Source organism: Bradyrhizobium sp. P5_C11_2 (assembly GCF_054049755.1).
In genome coordinates, this window is the sequence record NZ_JBFULT010000849.1 from 1 (window position 1) to 2,182 (window position 2,182).

4 protein-coding genes are annotated in these 2,182 nt (G+C 63.6%); 1 reads left to right on the forward strand and 3 read right to left on the reverse strand.

The annotated features are described in order from the left end of the window. Window positions 1-290, reverse strand: a 290-nt coding sequence (dksA, locus tag ACXJL8_RS39385) for an RNA polymerase-binding protein DksA (RefSeq protein WP_456686845.1), incomplete at its 3' end; no start/stop codon positions are given. Between the two features lie 215 nt (window positions 291-505). Then, complete coding sequence (locus ACXJL8_RS39390) at window positions 506-1,117, reverse strand: NAD(P)-dependent oxidoreductase (RefSeq protein ID WP_456623957.1); 612 nt, start codon at window positions 1,115-1,117, stop codon at window positions 506-508. Window positions 1,118-1,246: 129 nt separating this feature from the next. Here ACXJL8_RS39390 and ACXJL8_RS39395 point away from each other — a divergent pair, with 129 nt between their 5' ends. Then, window positions 1,247-1,618, forward strand: coding sequence for a winged helix-turn-helix transcriptional regulator (locus ACXJL8_RS39395; protein WP_456623958.1), 372 nt, complete (start codon window positions 1,247-1,249; stop codon window positions 1,616-1,618). A gap of 200 nt (window positions 1,619-1,818) precedes the next feature. Here the strand turns inward: ACXJL8_RS39395 and ACXJL8_RS39400 are convergent. Further along, window positions 1,819-2,182, reverse strand: a 364-nt coding sequence (locus ACXJL8_RS39400) for a flagellar assembly protein FliX (RefSeq protein WP_456686846.1), incomplete at its 5' end; no start/stop codon positions are given.

The following is a 2,182-nucleotide window of genomic DNA, read 5'->3' on the forward strand; positions in this document are numbered from 1 at the left end:
GCCTCGAGCCGCTTCAACGAGATCGGCTCGCCGGTCTCCTCGCAATAGCCGTAGGTGTTGTCCTCGATACGCTGGAGCGCGGCGTCGATCTTGGCGATCAACTTGCGCTGGCGGTCGCGGGCGCGGAGTTCGATGGCACGGTCGGTTTCGGACGAAGCCCGATCGGCGAGATCGGGGTGGTTGACGTTCTCCTCCTGCAAGGCTTGCAGGGTGAGCTTGGACTCTTTGAGGATCTCATCCTTCCAGGCAAGGAGCTTCAAACGGAAGTACTCCTTCTGCCGGTCGTTCATGAAAGGCTCTTTTTCGGTCGGTCGGTAGTTTTTCAACTTTTCCAAGGGCGGCCTATCTTCTTAATCAACGACTCGCGAACGGAACGGGGTCCGTTGAGCCGGGCGTTATATAGCGGCCTCCTGTGACAGACAATGTTTCCTTAATCACTCGGTTACCGCCCCCAAACCCTTGCACAGGAAGGTTTATCCGGAAGAGCCCGGGGGCGGCCGAGAACTCAGTAGCCGACCGTGAAGCGCTGCCTCAAATGGGCGGGACGCTCGATCTCGTCAGCGAGCGCAATGGCGTAGTCGGCGAAGGTGATCCAGCTTTTCCCGCTCGCATCTGCGAGAAGCTGGTCGGTCCCGAGCCGGAACCTGGCCGTCCGCTCCCCCTCGACGAACAGCGCCGACGGCGAGATGAAGGTCCAGTTCAGGTCCTTTTCCTGCCGCAGCAGGTCCAGAAACGTGGAGCCCGCCTCGGCCTCGGCCTTATATTGGGCTGGAAAACCAGGGGTTGTGACCAGTTTCACGCCGGGAGCGACCTCCAGGCTGCCGGCCCCGCCGACGACGAGATAGCGCCCCACCTTCGAGTCCTTGGCCGCGCCGATCAGCTTGTGCGGATCGCTGGCCAGGAAGTGCACGGAACTCACGGCGACGTCGTGCCCGGCCCACAGCCTGCTCAGGCCGGCCTGGTCGAGCACGTCACCCTTGGTCGGTGTGACGTTCGGCAGGCCCGCGATCTTCTCGGGATTCCGCGCGATGGCGGTGACGCTGTGGCCGCGACGGGACAGTTCCTTGGTGATCTCGGATCCGGCCCGGCCCGAGGCGCCGGCAACTGCGATTTTCATGGAAGGCTCCTTTGCTTCTGTGGTAACTAGTAGTGACTAGATATCGCAAAGGATGCTGGTGTTAAGAGAGCACTTTGTGCTTACCTGATTACACAGAGGTAACCCGGAACAGATTGCGAGGAGCGAGCGATGAAGCCTGACGTCTATGCCGCCAATTGCCCGACCCGCCAGATCCTCGACCGGATCGGCGATAAATGGGCGGTGCTGATCCTGTTGCTGCTGCGCGAGGAGCCGATGCGCTTCAATCAGTTGCGCCGCACGATTGAAGGCATCTCGCAGAAGATGCTGAGCCAGGTTCTCAAATCGCTCGAACGCGACGGCCTCATCAGGCGCCGCGCCATCGCGACCGTGCCGGTGACGGTGGAGTATTCGATCACGCAGCTCGGCGTAACGCTCGCCGCCGCGGTCGATCCCCTGCGCGATTGGGCCGAGCACAATCTGAAGGACGTGCTCGCCGCCCAGCGCCGCTACGATTCACAGCAGAAAGAGCAAGCGGCGTAGGGGGTGAACCGGGCCAATAGAAGACCCGTCATCCTGAGGTGCGAGCAGCGCGGTGCGCAGCACCGTGCAGCGAGCCTCGAAGGATGTACGGCCAGGATGCTTCAGCGGGGGCCGTCGCCCTTCGAGGCTTGCCCTGCTTTGCAGGGCGCGCACCTCCAGCGACAACGGCTTCGCCGTTGCGCGGGGGTGACGGATAACGACTACGCCTGCCCGGCCTTCGCCAGCTCGACCTCGACGCGCAGCTCGATCTCGGAGAGCACGGAATCGAGGCCGGGATCGCCGGAGGACGACTTCAGGTTCGCTGCGGCGTCGCGCAGGCGCATGACGGTCGAGGCGTCGAGATTGCCCGACAACAGTCCCATCTTGAGATCGTCGAGCACGTCGAGTGCGGTCTTGCCGCGGACGACCGAGCGCTTGCGGCGCTCGACCGGATCCTCCTCGATGCCCTGCATCGCGAGCAGCGCGTCGATGTTGGCCGTGGCCTTTGGCGCTGCGGCCGCGCGCGTCTCCTGCGCCGACGACGTGTCGGGCAGCACGAAGCTGCCTGAGCCCGTCCGCCTGGCC